Here is an 18,469-nt window from a genome sequence, read left to right on the forward strand (position 1 = left end):
AATTGTAATGCCAACACATCCGTAATGTCAATTTGACATTATTTTGGTAAAAGCGTCCGGCGTTAAGCGGAGTGCGCCAAGCGCTAAGATAAACCTAAAACGCTTATCGCGAAGCGCTAAACGCTAATTCAATTTATAATTTACAACATTCATTCCCATCAATTGTTCTAAGAACTTGTTATTGGGGTTTATTTTTAAATTTTTGGAAGGTAAATCGAGCATAATCTGTTTTTCGCTATCAAAAACGGCGAAGTTAAGCTGGCAGTTCTGCTGCTCAGAGTTTGCCTTATTGTCTGCTAATATTGCTTCAATCTCTTTCATTAGCTGATCGTTAACCCGCTCGATAGGCACCTGAATGGTTAAACTTTTGGCAAGTTTATCACGCAGTTCGGACATGAGGTTGATTGCGGTAATTTTAAATTCCCAATCGCCGGCCTTACCGAAACGTTCGCCTACCCTACCCCTGATCTGCAAGAAATATCCTTCGGTTAAAAATGATTTGAATTTGAGGAAATCTTCACCAAAAAGGGCCATTTCACTGGCATCATCGTAATCCTCGAACACAAAAGTACCAAATGGTTTACCGGTTTTGGTAATCCGCTGCGATGCAGTTACTACCAATCCGCCTACGCAGAGCTCGCGGTTTTTCAGTTTTTCAAATTCGGCAAGTACCTCTTCATTGCTATCGCCCATGCGCACCTTGTTGATGATGCTGAGCTGCCTAACACCATGCGTACAGAATTTATCGAGTTCGAGTTTATAGTTATCCAGCGGGTGACCGGAAAGGAAAATCCCGATGGCATCCTTTTCATATTTCAACCTGTCCATTAAGGCCCACTCCGGCGAAACTGGTAACGTTGGTTCCAAAATAAGATCGGCTTTAGACCCGCCGAAAAGCGAAGCCTGCGATGTACTTTCGTTATTCTGGAAATCGTTGGCATATTTGATAATTTTCTCGATACCATTCATCTTATCGTTCGGACCGATGTAAAAATACTGCGCCCTGTGCCCGCCAAAGGCATCAAATGCACCACTGTATACAAAACTCTCGTAAGCTTTTTTATTTACAATACGGGTATTGGAACGTTTTGCAAAATCGTACACACTGGCGTAATGACCATTAGCAGTACGTTCTTCGATAATACTTTCTACCGCTTTTTCGCCCACTCCTTTTACAGCCGACATTCCAAAACGGACTTCGCCTTTGGCATTAACCGAGAATTTGAGGTCGGATTCGTTTACATCGGGACCTAGTACGTTAACACTCATCTGGCGGCATTCTTCCATAAAGAAAGCTACCTGTTTAATATCGCTCATGTTGTTGGATAGTACCGCAGCCATATATTCGGCAGGGTAATGTGCCTTTAAATAAGCGGTTTGATAAGCAATCCAGGCATAACAGGTAGAGTGCGATTTATTGAAAGCGTAGGATGCAAATGCTTCCCAATCTTTCCATATTTTTTCTAAAGTTGTGGCATCGTGACCTTTTTCGGCCGCCTGCTTTACAAATTTAGGCTTCATTTTATCCAGAACGTCTTTCTGTTTTTTACCCATCGCCTTGCGCAAAACGTCGGCCTCACCTTTGGTAAATCCGGCCAGTTTCTGCGATAAAAGCATCACCTGCTCCTGGTAAACGGTAATACCATAAGTTTCTTTCAGGTATTCTTCGCAGGCATCTAAATCGTATTTAATTTCTTCCTCACCATTTTTACGGCGGACGAAACTTGGAATATACTCCATCGGCCCGGGGCGGTATAATGCGTTCATGGCAATTAAATCGTCGAAAACCGTTGGTTTAAGCTCTTTCATGTACTTCTGCATACCCGGACTCTCGTACTGGAAGATACCAATGGTTTCGCCACGCTGGAAAAGCTCGTAGGTCATTACATCATCAATCGGGAAATTATCCGGATTGAGGTCTATACCATGCCTTTTTTTCACCAGTTTTACGGTGTCTTTAATCAGGGTTAAGGTTTTTAAGCCCAGGAAGTCCATTTTTAATAAGCCGGCGCTTTCTACAACCGAGTTATCAAACTGGGTAACATATAAATCAGAATCTTTAGCAACTGAAACAGGAACGAAATTGGTAATATCGCTCGGTGTAATAATTACCCCACAGGCATGGATACCGGTATTTCTTAACGATCCTTCTAAAACCTGTGCCTGCTGAATGGTTTCGGCACTTAAATCTTTAAGTGCACCTAAGTTTTTAAGTTCTACTACCTTTTCATACTCATCGGGGCGCAAAGCATCCTTTAAACTCTTTTCGTCGAGTGTAAAGATTTTGGCCAGCTTCATATTCGGGATCAGCTTCGCGATTTTATCAGCCTCAAATAAAGGCAGATCCAGTACACGGGCGGTATCGCGGATGGATGATTTGGCAGCCATGGTACCATACGTAATAATCTGCGCTACCTGGTTGGCACCATATTTATTGATCACGTAATCCATCACCCTGCCACGACCTTCATCATCAAAATCGATATCAATATCGGGCATCGAAACCCTGTCGGGATTCAGGAAACGCTCAAAAAGCAGGTCATATTTAATCGGATCGATGTTGGTAATTCCCAAACAATAGGCCACGGCAGAACCTGCCGCCGATCCCCTTCCTGGTCCAACAGATACATCGAGGTTACGGGCTTCGGCTATAAAATCCTGTACAATCAGGAAGTAGCCCGGATAACCGGTTTTCTCGATGGTGGCCAGCTCAAAATCCAAACGGTCGGTAACATCATCGGTTAAGGTTCCATAACGGCGTTTTGCTCCTTCGTAGGTTAAATGCCTTAAAAACTTGTTTTCCCCACGTTTTCCACCATCACTTTCATCTTCGGCAACCAAAAACTCTTCCGGAATATCGAATTTAGGCAAAAGTACCTCACGGGCAAGTTTGTAAATCTCAATTTTATCCAAAATCTCCTGAATATTGAGGATTGCTTCGGGCAGGTCGGCAAAAAGTGCCTTCATTTCGTCGGCCGATTTGAAATAATATTCCTGGTTTGGCAAACCATAACGGTAACCGCGGCCACGGCCAATCGGCGTTGCCTGTTTTTCACCATCTTTTACGCAAAGTAAAATATCGTGCGCATTGGCATCTTTTTTATTTACATAATAGGTATTGTTGGTGGCCACCAGTTTAACCGCATGTTTATTGGCCAGGGCTATTAAAGTTTCGTTTACACGGTCTTCATCTTCCTGGTTGTGGCGCATCACCTCAACATAAAAATCATCACCAAACTGGGCTTTCCACCAAAGTAAAGCTTCTTCTGCCTGGTTTTCGCCAAGGTTTAATATTTTATTAGAAATCTCTCCCGAAAGGTTTCCGGAAAGCACAATGATATCTTCTTTATATTGTTCAATTACCTGCCTGTCTATACGCGGAACGTAATAAAAGCCTTTGGTATAGGCAATCGACGACATTTTTGCCAGATTATGGTAGCCTTTTTTATTTTTAGCCAGCAAAACCATCTGGTAACCGTTATCCTTTGCAGTACGGTCTAGATGGTTGTTACAAACAAAAAATTCTACCCCCACTATCGGTGTCATTACCACTTCAGTTGGGCGCTCGCCAGCTTCTATCGCGGCTGCATTTTTAGCTTCGGCAGCTTTGTTATGGTTTAAAACGTTGTTAACAAAGTGGAAGGCCCCCATCATATTGGCATGATCTGTCATGGCTACAGCAGGCATTTTCTGTGCGGCTGCTGCTTTTACCAGATCGGGGATACTGATGGTACTCTGCAGTACCGAAAACTGAGTATGGTTATGCAGGTGCACAAAAGTTGCTGCTGCAAGTTCCTGTTTATTGCCTGCAAGTTCCTGTTTGGAAATTCCCGAACCTTCAGTTTTTTGCTGGCGTTTGCGGATTTCGTCTGATGCCGCTTTTAAGTTGATGTGCTGTAAGCCAACCCCTTCGATCAGGCCCGGGTTTACTTCCCTGAAACGTGGGAAATATTCTACATCAACCAGTAATTCTTCTTTTTTGAAAACCTCTCTTTTTACCAGCTCAAGGAAACAACGGGTAGTGGCTTCCACATCGGCAGTTGCATTGTGCGCCTCGCTAAACGGCACACCAAATAAATAGGAGTGTAATTCGGTTAAGGTTGGCAGTTTAAATTTACCACCCCTACCGCCGGGTAGTTGTAGCAACTGGGCAGTAACTTCGGTACAGGTATCTAAAACCGGCATCTCTGCAAGGCGGTTGGCTACACCAAAACGGTGAAACTCGCAACCCATAATGTTAACATCAAAGCCAACATTTTGTCCCACAATAAATTTGGCCTTGTTTAAAACTTCGTTAAACCTGGCCAGCATTTCATCAAAACCAATCCCCTGCTCCATGGCAAGTTCGGTAGAAATACCGTGAATTCTTTCGGCATCGTAAGGGATATTAAAACCCTCTGGTTTAACCAGATAATCCTGATGTTCAACCAATCGTCCCATCTCATCGTGCAATTGCCAGGCAATTTGTATACAACGCGGCCAGTTATCCGTATCGGTAATTGGTGCGTTGTAATTGCGGGGCAAACCCGTGGTTTCAGTATCAAAAATTAAGTACATATTGTGCGGTAAAGAATCAGCCGTTGTAGAATAGTAACGGTTCTTCAAAAATAAGGAATTTGAGGGTTGAAGTTGTCAGGATTTTATCAACAAAATATGGTATACAAACCTATCAGCTTTTTGAAACCTGATAGGTTTAAAACGGGTTTGCGCTTGTTTATTAACGAGTGCATAAATAGCTAAACGATTTTATCGTTTCTAAAATTAAGACACGAACCATGGGGTGCAGAAAAAACCTGCGAGGTTTATCATGCCGAATACCCGTAAATGTTCTAAGATGGCTTAGGTGGTCGATATTGATTTTTGGAAATATCGGGTTCGGTTTTTCATGGCGAGCTTCAGCCCCGCTATCCGCTTTATCCCGATAGAAAAAATCGGGATGTCCGCTCCTATCGGGTTTATTGAACAGGGAAAGTGCTTCGATTTAGAAATGGTTCGTGAAGACACGAACCATGGGGTGCAGAAAAAACCTCGCAGGTTTTAAAAACCTGCGAGGTTTATCATGCCGAATACCCTTAAATGTTCTAAGATGGCTTAGGTGGTCGATATTGATTTTTGGAAATGTAGGGTTCGGTTTTTCATGGCGAGCTTCAGTCCCGCTATCCGCTTTATCCCGATAGAAAAATCGGGATGTCCGCTCCTATCGGGTTTATTGAACAGGGCCAATACCACAGAAGCAAATGGTTCGTGAGGACACGAACCATGGGTGCAGAAAAAACCTCGCAGGTTTTAAAAACCTGCGAGGTTTATCATGCCGAATACCCTTAAATGTTCTAAGATGGCTTAGGTGGTCGATATTGATTTTTGGAAATGTAGGGTTCGGTTTTTCATGGCGAGCTTCAGTCCCGCTATCCGCTTTATCCCGATAGAAAAATCGGGATGTCCGCTCCTATCGGGTTTATTGAACAGGGCCAATACCACAGAAGCAAATGGTTCGTGAGGACACGAACCATGGGTGCAGAAAAAACCTCGCAGGTTTTAAAAACCTGCGAGGTTTATCATGCCGAATACCCTTAAATGTTCTAAGATGGCTTAGGTGGTCGATATTGATTTTGGGAAATGTAGGGTTCGGTTTTTCATGGCGAGCTTCAGTCCCGCTATCCGCTTTATCCCGATAGAAAAAATCGGGATGTCCGCTCCTATCGGGTTTATTTAACAAGGCCAGTACATCAATTTAGAAATGGTTCGTGAAGACACGAACCATGGGGGCAGAAAAAACCTCGCAGGTTTTAAAAACCTGCGAGGTTTAAAGAAACTTGCAAGAAAAGGTTAAAAATGCTCCTGACTCACCAACTCACTCACTTCGTAACCTTTCTGCCTGCACCTTTCAATAATGTGCACCAGTAAATCGGCTTCCATTTTAGGCTCGCGGGCCATAATAAAAAGGTATTTTTCGTCGGGGTGCCCCACCACTACATAACTATAATCGTCGGCCAGCTCGATAATCCAGTAACCGATTTTAAAAGGCCATAAAAACTGGGCTTTCATATCGCCATCAGCTTTTTCTTCATCAAAAAACAGTTTTGAAGTAATCGATTTTTCTTCCGGTTTCCCATCTTTATGATACGTGGTGTATACGTCGAAATGATCATCATCGGCCAGGGTGTAAGTTTCGGTAGTCTGTTTCCAGTGTTTATCCAAAAGGGTTGGGATAGAGTATAAAGAATACCATTTGCCTTCAAAGGCTTTATAATCAATATTTGAAAGGGGTTTGTTTTCCATGATAAGAGGCTTTAATTGAATAACCAACAGATCGGAAATAAAGTTTTATCTATTCATGCAAATGTTGAGTTACCCTGATCAATTGATTTGTGTACAGCATCAATGTTTCCCTGTCTGTATCAAATGTTAAGCGTATGATATCGATTGTTAACCTTACAGTATCAATTGTTTCGTTTCCACTGTCAATTGCTTAGCATACAGTATCAAATGTTTCCATGCCAGTATTGATTGTTAAGCATACAGTATCAATTGTTTTGCTTCTACTGTCAATTGGTCAGCATACAGTATCAATTGTTTCCATTCCAGTATTAATTGTTAAGCGTACAGTATCAATTGCAACCCCGCCGGTATCGATTTCTTCCCTTCCAATATCAATTGCGCCCCCGACAGCATCAATTTCTTCCCTTCCAATATCAATTGCGCCCCCGACAGTATCAATTTCTTCCCTTCCAATATCAATTGCGATCCCGACAGTATCAATTTCTTCCCTTCCAATATCAATTGCGACCCCGACAGTATCAATTTCTTCCCTTCCAATATCAATTGCGATCCCGACAGTATCAATTTCTTCCCTTCCAATATCAATTGCGACCCCGACAGTATCAATTTCTTCCCTTCCAATATCAATTGCGATCCCGACAGTATCAATTTCTTCCCTTCCAATATCAATTGCGACCCCGACAGTATCAATTTCTTCCCTTCCAATATCAATTGCGATCCCGACAGTATCAATTTCTTCCCTTCCAATATCAATTGCGACCCCGACAGTATCAATTTCTTCCCTTCCAATATCAATTGCGATCCCGACAGTATCAATTTCTTCCCTTCCAATATCAATTGCGACCCCGACAGTATCAATTTCTTCCCTTCCAATATCAATTGCGATCCCGACAGTATCAATTTCTTCCCTTCCAATATCAATTGCGACCCCGACAGTATCAATTTCTTCCCTTCCAATATCAATTGCGATCCCGACAGTATCAATTTCTTCCCTTCCAATATCAATTGCGACCCCACCAGTATCGATTTATAGCGAATTTAAAACGTAAAGAACAGGCCAATAAGTCAATCAAATCGACTGAATTTTGAAACAAATCGCAGTTGTTTAGCATAAAGATTATCTACGTCATGATAAAACCTGAATTTCCATTCATTACCGTATTGCTCTGCTAAAATATTTTCAGTAATGCGGTTATTAATCTCTACACTATCTCTAAGCCAATCAGAAACCATGCATCCCGCCACCGTTTTAAATGTAAAACCATATTGCTTGGCGATAACCATTTCGGCTTGTTGTTTTTCGAAATCAGGCAGCCCGTATATACGAGCATGACAAGCTCGTGACGATGATCGGTCATATCTTTTTTCTTTAGGTTACAATCAGACATATTGAAAATCGACAATACTAGAAAAAGTATTCTCATAGATGGCTTTTATATTAAGATGCGGCATGTTTTTATTTCCATAAATATTAATTGAGTTTTGAAAAGCATTTTTAAACCTTATATTTATTTCTACCTTCGATGGATATTTAACGATGAGCAAACCACTAAAAATATAATATATGAAAGTAACGGTTGTTGGTGCAGGCGCAGTTGGCGCTACTTGTGCAGATAATATTGCCCGCAAAGAATTAGCGAACGAGCTTATTTTATTGGATATTAAAGAAGGTTTTGCCGAAGGTAAAGCAATCGACATGATGCAAACCGCTACCCTTTTGGGCTTCGACACCAAAATCACTGGAGTTACAGGCGATTACAGCAAAACTGCCGGTTCGGATGTGGTGGTGATCACTTCGGGCCTGCCGCGTAAACCGGGCATGACGCGTGAAGAACTGATTGGCATTAACGCCGGTATTGTAAAAGGCGTTGCCGAAAATATTTTAAAATTCTCTCCGGAGGCCATCTTCATTGTGATCAGTAATCCGATGGATACCATGACCTACCTCGCCTTAAAATCGCTGGGTTTACCTAAAAACCGCATCATAGGTATGGGTGGCACATTAGATAGCTCACGTTTCAAATTTTATCTGTCGCAGGCATTAAACTGCAACCCTAACGATTTGCAGGGTTTTGTAATTGGCGGCCATGGCGATACCACCATGATTCCCCTAACCCGTTTGGCTACTTATCAAAGTTTACCGGTAAGCAATTTACTGGATAAAGCTACACTTGATAAAGTTGCAGCCGATACAATGGTGGGTGGCGCTACTTTAACCGGATTGATCGGTACTTCTGCCTGGTACGCACCCGGCGCAGCCGGAGCAGCTTTGGTTGAGGCCATTTTACGCGATGAGAAAAAACTATTTACCTGCTGCGTTTCACTTGAAGGAGAATACGGACAGGAAGATATCTGTTTAGGTGTTCCGGTAATTGTGGGCCGCAGTGGCTGGGAAAAAATAATCGATTTCAAATTAACAGAAGATGAGCAGGCAGCATTTAACAAAAGTGCCGATGCCGTAAGAAATATGAACAGTGTACTGGCGGAGATGAAGCTGGTATAACTATAAAAGGTCGTCATTTCGAGCGAAGCGCAGCGAAGTCGAGAAATCTACCTCGAGATAGATCTCTCCATTCCACTTCGTTTCAGTCGAGATGACGGTTTTTCTATTAATAATTAGCTTTAACCATTCAGTAATTGAACATCAAAGGTATAGATCACCTCCCGGCTGACATCCACAACATCAGCACCTACCATAAAATACCCATTTTGGATGGTCTGGAATTGTTAAATGCTAAAAAACACACTATTGATTTTCCTTTTCATACACACAACAACTTTAACATCACACTGATTTTAAATCAGACCTTCTGTACAAAACTCAGCGATAAATTTTTACAGGCCCCCATTGGTACTTTATCAATTACTAATCCAAACGAAGTACATGCCACCCCTTGCGATGGTAAACTGGGCAACTCATTCTTTACGTTTTACATCCAACCCGATGTACTCAAAAGCTTAAATAAAGGCTTTGATGTTTTTTTTGAAGATAAAATCATTTACGACAAGGAGCTTTTCAGCACTTTCTATTATTTATCCATCCATTTTAATAATCCTGAGGTTAACCTGGAAAAGCAACTGCTAAATGTTTTAGAAAAACTGGTTGAGCGTTATGCTATAAGCTTGCATTTTGAATATAAAAAAACAGCGCTGTTCCAAAGTTTCATCAGCGAAAACCTGATGGAAAAATTTTCTTTAACCGATACTGCAAAACGTTTTGGATTGGATAAATATAAATTCCTGCGTTTATTTAAACACGAAACTGGTTTAACACCCAACAACTACATTCTTTTACAAAGGATAGAGAAATGTAAAAAACTTATCACCACAGATGCAGATTTGATGGATGTTGCCATCGAAACGGGCTTTTACGATGTTGCACACCTCTCGCGGCATTTTAAACGCTTTACCGGCGTAACACCTTCTGAGTATAAAAGGGCTTAAACCAGCAATTGCAATATCGTACAACAGCTTTAGGCTTTTAAGCTTTATTTTTGCTATCATACTCAATACAAATGAAAAAAGATAGCATCACTCTCCTTATTTTTTTATTCTTCAGCCTTTCCGTATATGCACAGGTAGGTAAAAACCTGATTCCGCTTAAAGTTGATCACATCACTACCGATTTAACCTTAAAACAGGGCGAAGAAAGCGCATTCAGCTTCCTGCTGAAGAAAGATCTTTACTATTCGATAACGGTAGAACAAAAAGGGATTGATGTTACCATAATTTTAAAAGATCAGCACGGAAAAACCTTACAGGAGGTAGATTCGCCAAATGGCAGGTTCGGCAGCGAAAAAATCGTTTTCTCGCCCGATAGCACGGCTAATTTCACCCTCACGGTTAAACCCTTGGCCGAAACCACCAATGCAAAAGAAGGCAAGTATTCCGTTCTGGTACAAAGTCCGCCCAAAAAGTTAAAACAACTGAGTTACAAAGCCCTTGAACAGGATTTTAATATCCTGAAAAATGCTTTTATCGAAACACATGTTGGTTTATGGTACAATACTTATACCCAATTCGACAGTCTTTGCAATGTGCAAAAAAGCAAAATAAAAGATCACATGACTGCCTTGGAATTTTACCAGCTTGTTGCCCCGGTGGTTACTTATACCAAAGAAGGACATAGCGCCATTCAGCCTTCTGAGGAAACGAATAATTACATCAGGCAAAACGGCAGGTATTTCCCTTTTTTAGTAAAGATTTTTGATCAAAAGGTTTATATCCTGAATGATCTGGATCATTTCAAAACCAGGGGAATGCAAATATCGGCCATTAACGGGCATAACATTGAAAACATTATGGCGCAGTTTTTAACCATAGAGCCTGCCGATGGTTACAATACCACAAGTAAGTACCATTGGATAGAAACAGCTTTTTCCAAATATTACCTGCGTTTTTTCGAACAACAACCCAACGCATTTAATCTCGAACTGATCAACCCCAAAACCAGCGAAAAGATTAGCTATAGCCAAATTCCTTCGTTGAATTTTAAACAATATGGGAAATTCGTAACAAAAGAAACAAAAGCAATCCCCAACTACAATTATAAAGAGCCTGCTTCTTTGAAAATCGATACATTAAACAGCACCGCAACTTTAACAGTAAACACATTTTCTACAAATAATTACACCAATGGAAGAAATGGTTTTAAGGGATTCCTGGCAAAAAGTTTCGAGCAAATAGCCGGGCGTAACATACAACATCTTGTGATCGATATCAGGAAAAATGAAGGTGGTGCACAGGGCATGGAAGATCACCTGCTATCGTACCTCATTGATAAAGAATATCCAAAATACCAATATGCCGAAATTCCATCCTTTACTTATTCGTTTCTTGATTATACCGAATATCAGGCCCAACAATCGCGGGATGATTTCGAGAAAGAGTTAAGGGGTGAGTTTTACCGCAGCAACGATGGCCGCTATCTGGAGCTACCCGGAAAATATAAAGGAGATACGCCACAGGTTAACCGGTTTAAAGGCAATGTTTATATCCTAATTGGTGGCTTAACCTTTTCAGGCGGATCGGAATTTGCCGCACTGGCAAAAAATTATACCAAAGCACGTTTTATTGGCGAAGAAACCGGAGGAGGATATTACGGCAACACTAGTGGTTATTTTATCCATTACACCCTGCCAAACTCAAAACTCACGGGCCGCATCCCGATTATTAAATTTGCCGTGGAGAAAAAGGAAAACAGTATTCCTTTCGGGCATGGGTTAATACCTGACGATTTGGTTCAGCCTAAGGTTGAGGATTTTTTAAGCGCCTACGACACTGAAATGGAGTTTGTTAAAAAACTCATCCGAAACAAATAACCAACATCTGACATGGTTTTCGGGTAATTAGCCTATTTTAGGCAGATAAATATTTACTATGAAAGCCATTTCAATCCCTTTAAAGCTGATCAACCTACAGGACGACGGCTTCCACCTTTTAATGGAAGTTGTTATGTTTAAAGAGAAACATCTGGCCGTGCTGGATACCGGTGCATCAAGGAGTGTGTTCGATAAATCGTTAATTGAAAAACATCTTTCAGAAACGCTGCAGGTATCAGACGAAATTAATGCGGCGACGCTTTTTACTACCACTACAACCATACAGGCTACCATTCCACAGGTGAAAATCGGTTCCTTAAAAATTAAAGATTACGAAACCGTTGCTTTCGATCTTCAATCGGTGAGCGATACCTATCAACAGTTTGGTCACCCTCCCATTATGGGCATTATCGGTGGCGATATTTTAATGCAGTATAAGGCCGTTATCGATTATAAAAAACTCCGGTTAAAGCTTTATAAACAAAAATAACTTCAGCCGTGACTTGAGTCATTTTCTGAAATGTTATTTTAACTGATATTTGTATCCAATGAAAAAATTGACTGCAATTTTCTGTATCATTTTCTGGGCCGGACTGCTGGCAGGGATCAGTTTTTTAGAAGCGCCATTAAAATTTCAGGCTCCCGGCATCACCATTCCACTAGGTTTGGGCATTGGCCAGCTGGTTTTCCAGGCGCTTAATAAAATAGAAATGGTGTTGCTCGTCATCATTTTAGCCTGTTCGCTGCCCGCACCTTTAACTCACATCCGCAGTATTTTACTGTTCACCATTACCATTCTTTTAATGGCAGATACTTTCTGGCTGTTACCCATACTTGATGAAAGGGCTAAACAGGTTTTATCTGGCCATGCCGGTATAAAAAGCTACCATCATGTATTGTATATCATGATCGACGTGATCAAATTTCTGGCCCTGATTATCCTCGGTTTTTCAAATTTAAAATCTCTGCGCCATGAAAAATGATATCCTCAACAGAACCGATATTATCCTTTTGGTAGATACCTTTTACGGAAATATACAGCAGAACGACAAAATCGGACCGATATTTACCAGTGTGGCCAAGGTAGACTGGGCACATCACTTACCTAAAATGTACGATTTTTGGGAAAGTATCCTTTTTGGCAAAGCGACATATAAAGGCAATCCAATGTTGGTTCATTTTGCATTGAACGATAAAACACCGCTGCAATCAGCAGAATTTGAGACCTGGAAAAGCATTTTCTTCAACACCGTTGATGATCTTTTTGAAGGCGAAAATGCGAATCTGATTAAACAAAAAGCACAATCTATAGCTGATTTAATGCATTTTAAAATCAATTCGCCCCAACCTAAAATAAAAATCGTGTAAAAAAATCTGCTTTGATTTACAGTGGTTTCTTTTTAAATTTAGTTAACCAAACTAAATTGAATTATGAAATTCCTAAAAATCTTATTAGGCATTATTGTCGTGCTGGCAATAATCATTATTGTTGGCGGTTTCTTTCTGCCAAAAAGTTATACTGTGAGCAGATCAACCGTAATTAATGCACCGGATACAGTAATTTACAAAAACATCGCCGACTTTAAAGAATTTTACAAATGGAATCCCTGGGCAAAAATGGAGCCTACAGCAAAAACCACCTTTGGCGGAGTTGCCGGAGCGCCTGGCCATTTATACGAATGGAAAGGTAAAGAAACCGGAAGTGGTTATATGAAAATTAAAAGTGTACAACCGAACAAACAGGTTGATATTGAATTAAAATTTATAGAACCTTTCGAAAGTCTGGCAGATACCAAATTCGACATCCAGCCGGATGGAGCCAGCAATAAAGTAACCTGGACCATGAGCGGAGAAAATAACCTGATCAGCAAATGGATGTGCGTTTTTGTAAGCATGGATAAAATGATCGGAAAGGATTTTGAAGATGGATTAAAATTCCTGAAAGAAAAATCGGAGAAGGGGGTTTAATTAACTTTCTTTCCAGGATAAACTGGATTATTTAGTCCGAAGACCAATGTCAGAAGTCAGAGGTTCATTCGACTATTTATGCATTTTGTCACCCTGAGCGGAGTCGAAGGGTCTGCATCATGCTTACAAACGAACCAATGGCTAATGAACTACTGTACTTCCAGCCACAGCAACCGTCATTTCGACCGAAGCGGAGAAATCTAACATAAAAGCCTCTCCTTTTTGAGAGGCTTTTTTATGGGCAGCTCCTAAACAACCAAACAATTCTGTCGGCTTTGCGTTAAAAATCAACTATTAATCCATTAAGATTTTGTAATTCCCTATTTTTTAGATTACTTGCCAACAAATGAATTTATTACTTGTAGAAGATGAACCAAATGTGGTTTCTGTAATTTCGAGAGGCCTGAGCGATGAGGGTTTTACTGTAAGTATTGCCCCTGATGGCCTGATCGGAAAACAGATGGCTTTAGAAAATCAGTTCGACCTGATTATACTCGACATCATGCTACCCGGAATAAATGGTTTGGAACTCTGCAAAATCATCAAAGAGCGGAAACCCAATACGCCAATTATCATGCTTACGGCGCTGGGTACTACCGAAAATGTAGTTAACGGGCTGGATAACGGCGCAGATGATTACCTTATTAAACCTTTTAAATTCGCAGAGCTTTTTGCACGCATCAGGATGTTGTTAAGGAGGTATCATGGTGTAGTTTCGCAGGATCAGATTATTTCCATTGCCGATCTTCAGATTAATTTAAGTGCTAAAACCGTAAAACGGAACCAGCAGGAAATTGTACTTACCGCAACCGAATACCGCCTGTTGGAATATATGGCCAAAAACCGGTCGAAAATTTTATCGCGGATTGATATCCTGGAAAATGTTTGGGATATCGATTTCAACCTCGGCACCAATGTGGTTGATGTTTATGTAAATTACCTCCGCAAAAAAATAGATAAAAACGCCGATCAGAAACTCATTCATACCGCTGTAGGCCTAGGTTATATCTTGAAGGAAAAATAGATGAACATCGCCAAGAAAATTACTTTACTTTTTGCCATTTTATCGGCAATTATCATCTCACTGTTAAGTGGTTTTGTATGGTATTTTTCTAATGATTTTGCTTTCGAAGACTTTTACAAACGTTTAGAAGCAAGGGTTAATATTGCGGCACAGATTAAACTTTATGAGGATGCCAACAATACAGCTTATGCTAAAATGCGTAACCGGTACCTGGAGCGCCTCCCATCAGAACAGGAATATATCATGCTGGCCAACGAGGCTCCTGCTAAGGTAGACCGTGAGTTGCCCATTAGTTTTTATAACCGCATAAAGGCAGGCTATGTAGCCCGTTACCGTACTGAAAATCATTTTTATGCAGGAAAATTCTTTAAGAGTGGTGATAATGGATACATTGTTGTGGTTTCGGCTAACGATCCTGTTGGTTTCCGGGAGTTGAAAGACCTGCAGCGCATCCTGATCATCGGTTTTTTCCTTTCTGTTATCTTATCTTTTATTGTGGGCTGGAAATTTTCCAATTACATGCTCATGCCACTCCGTAACATCATTAAAAGTGTAAAAAAAATCAAGGCAGAAAACCTGCACCTGAGGCTGGATGTAAAAAAAGGGAACGATGAGATGTCGCAACTGGCACAAACCTTTAACAACATGCTTAACCGTTTGGAAACTGCTTTCGAAACACAGAATAATTTTATCAGCAATGCTTCGCACGAATTAAGAACACCTCTTACCATTATCAGCGGCGAAGTAGAACTGGCTTTAAAAACCGTTGATGACCAGCAGAAACAGGAAAAAGCTTTGTCGAAAATTAAAGATGAAGCTGAAAGACTGGAACATATTTTAACCAGTTTATTAGGCCTGGCCCAATCGGGCTTTAACGGTAAAAACCAACCCTGGGAAGAAGTACGCATGGACGAGCTCCTCTGGGAAATTAAAGAATCTGTAAATCAGGTTCATCCAAACAGTAAAATAGAAATCGATTTCAGTAAACTTCCCGACGATGAGGAACTGCTCTCCATCAGGGTAAACAAAAACCTGATCAAACTCGCCATCAGCAATATTGTAAGCAATGCCTGCAAGTACTCTAACGAAAATCTGGTGAGCATCAGCATTGAGAGTAACGCAAACATGCTTTCTATCGCGGTAACCGATCGCGGAATCGGGATCCCGCAAACCGATATCCAGCATATATTTGAACCATTTTTCCGGGCATCAAATACCAACGACTTTAAAGGTTATGGTGTTGGTTTACCCCTATCGTTAAATATCATCCGCCTGCACCGTGGTAGCATCGCCATCAAATCGCAGGAAGGCGTTGGAACGGAGATTAAAGTTTTACTTCCTGCTAAGGGTTGATTGGTTCATTCGTACAAAAGGTTAATCGGTTAATTGTTTAAATTGGTTAACTGCTTTAGATGTCGTACTATACAATTAACCGATTAACCAATTAAACAGTTAACCAAAAAATTCCCAAAAAGAGTACACTCTAATCTCATTCTAATCTCGCTCTTATTTCGCTGTAATAACATCGGGCTAAACTTGTATAAATTAATATTTAAATCATTTAAACAAGATATCGCCATGAAAACAGTATTAATACCAACAGATTTTAAATTAGAAAGCATTAAAATCATCGATGCATTGGTGCAGCACCAAAACAGCGAAAAGTTAAATATCATATTTGTGCATGCTTTTAAACTTTCTGATTCAATTACAGACATGTTGATGCTTAGCCGCCGCAGCCGTGATTACGAAAATGTTAGCGACGGATTTTATCAGGAAATCAATAATGCCAAAGCTAAATATGCAGATCAGATTAATACCATCGGTATCGAATATTTTTACGGAAGTACAGTAGCTGCGTTCAAAAACTTTATCGAAGCGTTTGATGTATCGTGCATTGCCTACTTAAAAAATTACGCTTTTACTCCGATCAACAAATACAGTATCGACCCTAAAATATTAACTGAACGTGCAGGCTGCGAAGTGATCCAGCTAAATGCATTAACTGTTCATACCAAAGAAAATTTAATCGATACTAAAATACAGGAAGCACAATTGCTTGAAGCAAATGCTTAATCATTAACCTATAAAAATTTCATATCATGCTGTTACGAAATAATATTCCGCTCACTTATATATTCGGAAAGATCAAAAAAGAAGTCCTGTTTGTAATAGGTTACTCTGTAGGAATAGTGGTGTTATATGAAAATTTCCATGTAACACGTATATCTATCCCGGTTGCAGTACCTGCACTGCTGGGCACTATCATTTCCCTTTTACTGGCATTCCGCTCTAATCAGGCATACGATAGATGGTGGGAGGCAAGGATCCTCTGGGGCGCCATAGTAAACGATTCGAGGTCCCTCTCCCGCCAGATATTGTCGTTCGTAGAAAATCCTTATGGGCAAGATGAAATTGAGGAATTTAAAGCCCGTTTTATCAAAAGGCAAATTGCCTGGTGTTATGCGCTAAGTCAATCCTTAAGGGGTTTCAACGCCAGAAAAGGCCTGGAAGAATACCTTTCAGCTGATGAAGTTGCTTTTATCAAGAAACGTAAAAATGTAACGGCCAGCATTTTGGAATTACATGGAATGGATTTGAAAAAAGCATTACAGGAAGGCTGGATCAATAAATATCAACAGATAGAGATCGACAAAACCATTAGTGCTTTGTGTAACCACATGGGTGGATCGGAAAGGATTAAAAACACCGTTTTTCCGGTTACTTATAGCAAGTATATTAATATGTCTATCCATTTATTTATTGTTTTGCTGCCTTTTGGCCTGATTGAATACTTTGGCTATATGGAAGTACCTCTGGTAGTGGCCATTGCAGCATTCTTTTTACTGGTTGAAAAAATGGCTGTACATCTTCAGGATCCGTTTGAAAACAAACCTACGGATACACCAACCACAACAATATGCAGAACCATTGAGCGCGACCTTTGCCAGATGCTCGATGACAATAAAATTTACGAAGATAAGCCACAAACAGAACTGGCACCTGTTGGTTCGTATTACATTTTGTAATCGCCAATGGTTAAGATAAATCTCATTAGTTTGAGGTGGTTAGTTAATGCCATCAGCTTTCTCTTTGGATAAAGAGAATCTATGGATTTAAGTGTATAATAAGACAAAAGCCATTCTGAATCCCGAATGGCTTTGTTTTTTTATATCAGATGTTATCATGGGTATTTTAAACCACGAGTTTATACTTATCCATCAATTGTTTACTTTCTCTCATCCCAGCTTTAGCCGTTTTAAGAGCAGTAATAAAGTAAATAACAAATAAAGTAATGAGTACCGATACAATAAGAAAACTTCTGTTTAAAGAAAAGAATATTGATGTTTGATTACTTTTACTGATGGCCATATTTGTAACAACCAGAAAAGACCCCAGGAAAGTTAAAAAAGAAACAGCAGACCTATATGACATGTATTTTTTATAAATAGAATCTTTTAGATTATAAAGAAGCAAAATTCCAACAATACCGAACATCCCAATAATATATATCGTATAAAAATTATCATTGCTTACCATCATCTGCAGTTTATAAACAACAAAGCCGAGGAATAAAACCATCAGGATATATTTATAACCAAAATAGCTCAGAAAATTCTGCCAGAAAAATTTACTGTACTTTTTCTTTAACCCCTTAACCACTGATTTTTGGATAACAGTAAAACCATCTGGCCCAAAAGCTTCGTGGGTTTGGCTTATCGCATCTTCAAATTTAAGATGCTGATCAGCCTCCATCCTTTCTTCAACCGATGATGCTACATGATCTAAAATCTCCATCTGAACATCAATATAATTAAAGCCTTTTTGCTGGATAAAAGACCTGATGCGGGCAAGTTGTTCTTTAGTCAATTTCATA

16 protein-coding genes are annotated in these 18,469 nt (G+C 40.2%); 12 read left to right on the top strand and 4 right to left on the bottom strand.

Translation table 11 applies throughout. The features are described 5' to 3' along the window. Nucleotides 1-123: 123 nt before the first annotated feature. Nucleotides 124-4,557 carry a DNA polymerase III subunit alpha gene (gene dnaE, locus DRW42_RS08805; protein WP_113948465.1) on the bottom strand — a complete coding sequence of 1,478 codons (4,434 nt, stop codon included), beginning with the start codon at nucleotides 4,555-4,557 and terminating at the stop codon, nucleotides 124-126. A 1,269-nt stretch (nucleotides 4,558-5,826) separates the two neighbouring features. Further along, on the bottom strand, nucleotides 5,827-6,279 hold the full coding sequence (locus DRW42_RS08810) for a lipocalin family protein (RefSeq protein ID WP_113948466.1): 453 nt from the start codon (nucleotides 6,277-6,279) through the stop codon (nucleotides 5,827-5,829). A gap of 215 nt (nucleotides 6,280-6,494) precedes the next feature. Here DRW42_RS08810 and DRW42_RS28580 point away from each other — a divergent pair, with 215 nt between their 5' ends. After that, nucleotides 6,495-7,328: a ribosomal eL19 family protein gene (locus DRW42_RS28580; protein WP_147243698.1), complete on the top strand. Its 834-nt coding sequence runs from the start codon at nucleotides 6,495-6,497 to the stop codon at nucleotides 7,326-7,328. A gap of 16 nt (nucleotides 7,329-7,344) precedes the next feature. On the opposite strand, the gene DRW42_RS08820 is transcribed toward DRW42_RS28580, so the two are convergent. Then, the gene (locus tag DRW42_RS08820; RefSeq protein WP_482811914.1) at nucleotides 7,345-7,602 is read right to left on the bottom strand and encodes an FEKKY domain-containing protein; all 258 of its coding nucleotides are present in this window, start codon (nucleotides 7,600-7,602) and stop codon (nucleotides 7,345-7,347) included. A 241-nt stretch (nucleotides 7,603-7,843) separates the two neighbouring features. On the opposite strand from DRW42_RS08820, the gene mdh reads away from it, so the two are divergent. The 11 genes from mdh (at nucleotide 7,844) to DRW42_RS08875 (ending at nucleotide 17,621) form a co-directional block, all read left to right on the top strand. Further along, nucleotides 7,844-8,782, top strand: coding sequence for a malate dehydrogenase (gene mdh, locus DRW42_RS08825; protein ID WP_113948469.1), 939 nt, complete (start codon nucleotides 7,844-7,846; stop codon nucleotides 8,780-8,782). 134 nt (nucleotides 8,783-8,916) lie between these two features. Further along, a complete protein-coding gene (locus tag DRW42_RS08830; protein ID WP_208643531.1) occupies nucleotides 8,917-9,723 on the top strand; it encodes an AraC family transcriptional regulator in 807 nt (268 codons plus the stop codon). Between the two features lie 71 nt (nucleotides 9,724-9,794). Next, the gene (locus tag DRW42_RS08835) at nucleotides 9,795-11,600 is read left to right on the top strand and encodes a S41 family peptidase (RefSeq protein WP_113948470.1); all 1,806 of its coding nucleotides are present in this window, start codon (nucleotides 9,795-9,797) and stop codon (nucleotides 11,598-11,600) included. A 58-nt stretch (nucleotides 11,601-11,658) separates the two neighbouring features. Then, a complete protein-coding gene (locus tag DRW42_RS08840; protein ID WP_113948471.1) occupies nucleotides 11,659-12,090 on the top strand; it encodes an aspartyl protease family protein in 432 nt (143 codons plus the stop codon). A 58-nt stretch (nucleotides 12,091-12,148) separates the two neighbouring features. Next, nucleotides 12,149-12,583 carry a hypothetical protein gene (locus DRW42_RS08845; protein ID WP_113948472.1) on the top strand — a complete coding sequence of 145 codons (435 nt, stop codon included), beginning with the start codon at nucleotides 12,149-12,151 and terminating at the stop codon, nucleotides 12,581-12,583. Continuing rightward, on the top strand, nucleotides 12,573-12,968 hold the full coding sequence (locus DRW42_RS08850; RefSeq protein WP_113948473.1) for a group III truncated hemoglobin: 396 nt from the start codon (nucleotides 12,573-12,575) through the stop codon (nucleotides 12,966-12,968). Before DRW42_RS08845 ends, DRW42_RS08850 begins: the two co-directional genes overlap by 11 nt. A 63-nt stretch (nucleotides 12,969-13,031) precedes the next feature. Next, nucleotides 13,032-13,568 (top strand): SRPBCC family protein, encoded by a 537-nt coding sequence (locus DRW42_RS08855; protein WP_113948474.1) that lies wholly within the window; start codon nucleotides 13,032-13,034, stop codon nucleotides 13,566-13,568. A gap of 346 nt (nucleotides 13,569-13,914) precedes the next feature. After that, nucleotides 13,915-14,592 (top strand): response regulator transcription factor, encoded by a 678-nt coding sequence (locus DRW42_RS08860; protein WP_113948475.1) that lies wholly within the window; start codon nucleotides 13,915-13,917, stop codon nucleotides 14,590-14,592. Continuing rightward, the gene (locus DRW42_RS08865; RefSeq protein ID WP_113948476.1) at nucleotides 14,593-15,945 is read left to right on the top strand and encodes a sensor histidine kinase; all 1,353 of its coding nucleotides are present in this window, start codon (nucleotides 14,593-14,595) and stop codon (nucleotides 15,943-15,945) included. A 225-nt stretch (nucleotides 15,946-16,170) separates the two neighbouring features. Beyond that, nucleotides 16,171-16,668: a hypothetical protein gene (locus DRW42_RS08870; RefSeq protein ID WP_113948477.1), complete on the top strand. Its 498-nt coding sequence runs from the start codon at nucleotides 16,171-16,173 to the stop codon at nucleotides 16,666-16,668. A gap of 26 nt (nucleotides 16,669-16,694) precedes the next feature. Further along, nucleotides 16,695-17,621, top strand: a complete 927-nt coding sequence (locus tag DRW42_RS08875) for a bestrophin family protein (RefSeq protein WP_113948478.1) — start codon at nucleotides 16,695-16,697, stop codon at nucleotides 17,619-17,621. A 166-nt stretch (nucleotides 17,622-17,787) separates the two neighbouring features. Here DRW42_RS08875 and DRW42_RS08880 read toward each other — a convergent pair whose 3' ends face one another. Beyond that, nucleotides 17,788-18,468, bottom strand: coding sequence for a hypothetical protein (locus DRW42_RS08880; RefSeq protein ID WP_113948479.1), 681 nt, complete (start codon nucleotides 18,466-18,468; stop codon nucleotides 17,788-17,790). Nucleotide 18,469 lies beyond the last annotated feature (1 nt).

This window comes from Pedobacter miscanthi (genome assembly GCF_003315595.1).
In the GTDB taxonomy this organism is placed as follows: Bacteria; Bacteroidota; Bacteroidia; order Sphingobacteriales; family Sphingobacteriaceae; genus Pedobacter; species Pedobacter miscanthi.